Raw genomic sequence first — 2,284 nt, 5'->3', positions numbered from 1 at the left:
GGCGCCGCGGGGACGCGCTTGTCGTGGCCGGTGCCGGTCGTCACGAGCGCCGCCGTCGCCGTGGCGGCCACCGCGACCGGCGCGGACGCCGAAGGACGTCCCGGCCAGGGCACACCCCGGTCGTCGGCCGGGCGCCACCTGCGGGCTCGATGCGCCGGGCGGGAAGAGATCCAGGTCACCGGTGTGCGGCAGGTCCGGGCCGGAGGCCGTCGTACGGGTGGGCGTTTCGCGTACGGGCTCGTGTACGGCGTCGGGCTGGTCGGGCCAGGTCGTCGGCTCGGCGGGGCCGGGCGTCCGGTTGGGGACTTGCTGAGGGTCTGGGTCACCAGTCCGCGTGGCGAGTCGTCCAGCCCGGGTCGCCGTACGGGTGGGCGTTTCGCGTACGGGCTCGTGTGCGGCGTCGGGCTGGTCGGGCCAGGTCGTCGGCTCGGCGGAGGCCGGGCGTCCGGTTGGGGACTTGCTGAGGGCCTGGGTCACCGGCCCGCGTGGCGAGTCGTCCAGCCCGGGTCGCCGTACGGGTGGGCGTCTCGCGTACGGGATCGTGCGCGGCGCCGGGCCGGTCGAGGGACGCCCGGCCGGAGACCTGCTGAGGGACTTGGCCACCGGTCCGCGCAGCGAGTCGTCCAGCCCGTCGAGGTCCGGCGGGTCGGACATGGACAGCTGCGCGATGACGTCCGGGCCGCCCCGGCCGGTGGCGGCGTACCCGACGACGCATCCCCAGCCGAAGACGTCAAAGGCGGGCGTGGGCGGCAGGTGTTCGAGGCGCTCGGGCGGGATCCATCCCGGGCTGCCCACCACCATGCCCGGCCCGGTCGGGCCGCCGGTGTGCCCGACCTGCCGTGCGATGCCGAAGTCGATCAGGCGCGGCCCGGTGGGGCTCAAGACGATGTCGGCCGGTTTCACGCCCCCGGTGGATCGGCCCGGCACGGTGGACGGCGGCGAGTGCGCGGGCCACCCCGACCGCTGGCGCCCGCAGCGACGTGCCGGACAGCGGCCCGTCGGCGTTCACCGCCGGCGACGGTCCCTCGACGTACACGGTGACGATGTAGGGAGGCTGATGGGCGCTGCCGTCGGCCACGAGGCCCGCGACGTACGCGGCGGGCGCCCGGCGCGGGCACGCTGCCTCCGCCTCGTACCGGCGGTCCTCGTCGTCGGCCGTCTCGCCGTGCGCGGTCTTGACCGCGACGAGAGCGCCGCCGGAGCCGCGTCCGAGGTAGGCGACGCCCATCCCGCCGTGGCCGAGGCGCCCGGGCAGGGAGTACCCGCCGATCCGACCGGGATCCTCAGGCGTCAGCGGTCTCACCCCCGCGGGCAGGCTTTCGTCCGCCGAGGCCGAAGCGTCCGCATGCGCCGGACTCCTGGGGATACCGGGCGATCCCGATCCGTCGATCCTCCATTTCGGTCGGGTTCCGTGCAAGTGAACGGCAAAGGTCTGGATACCGGAGTTAACGTCTCCCAGGTATCTTGCGCTTCGTGGCCGAGTCGCGAGATCGCTTGCTCTCCGGCCGCTACCGGCTCATCGACCAGATCGGCCGGGGCGGCATGGGAACGGTCTGGTGGGCCCATGACGAGCTGGAGGACCGCGAGGTCGCGGTCAAGGAGATGCACCTGCCGCCCAGCCTCGGCCACCGCGAGCGGATGAACCTCCTCCGGCGCACCGACCGCGAGGCGCTCGCCGCCGGCCGGCTGCGCCACCCCGGGCTGATCGCCATCTACGACGTGGTGGTCGAGGACTCGCGCCCCTGGCTGATCATGGAGTACGTCGCGGCGCGTTCGCTGGAGGACGTCTTCGTCGACGACGGACCCATCTCCCCGCGCCGCGTCGCGGAGATCGGCCTGCAACTGCTGTCGGCACTTCGGGCCGCGCACGACGCCGGCATCGTCCACCGCGACGTGAAGCCGAGCAACGTCCTGCTGGAGACCTCCGGGCGGGTCGTGCTCACCGACTTCGGCATCGCGACCTACGACGGCGCCACCACACTGACCCAGACCGGCACGTTCATGGGCTCCCCGGCGTACGTCGCGCCCGAGGTCGCACGCGGGGAGCCCGCGACTCCGGCGTCGGACCTGTGGTCGCTCGGCGCGACCCTCTACGCCGCGGTGGAGGGGCGCCCGCCGTACGACCACGAGACCGCGATGGCGACGCTGAGCGCCCTCGTCACCAGCGAGCCCGACCCCCCGATGCGCGCGGGCCCGCTCCGGCCCCTGCTCGGAGGCCTGCTCACCAAGGACCCGGCCCGGCGGCTGACCGGCGAGCGCGCGCGAGAGCTCCTCGCGGCGGCGG

At 74.6% G+C, this 2,284-nt stretch carries 2 protein-coding genes; one reads left to right on the top strand and one right to left on the bottom strand.

The window, feature by feature from the left end; all coding sequences use genetic code 11:
* Window positions 1-903, bottom strand: a 903-nt coding sequence (locus ACFFNX_RS48080) for a protein kinase domain-containing protein (protein ID WP_446678563.1), incomplete at its 3' end; no start/stop codon positions are given.
* Window positions 904-1,473: 570 nt separating this feature from the next.
* Here ACFFNX_RS48080 and ACFFNX_RS48075 point away from each other — a divergent pair.
* Window positions 1,474-2,284: serine/threonine-protein kinase (locus ACFFNX_RS48075; protein WP_378213124.1), on the top strand; the 811-nt coding region annotated here is incomplete at its 3' end.

It is taken from the genome of Actinoallomurus acaciae, from assembly GCF_042429965.1.
GTDB classification, from domain to species: domain Bacteria; phylum Actinomycetota; class Actinomycetes; order Streptosporangiales; family Streptosporangiaceae; genus Actinoallomurus; species Actinoallomurus acaciae.
This window is presented reverse-complemented; position numbering and strand designations above follow the sequence as displayed.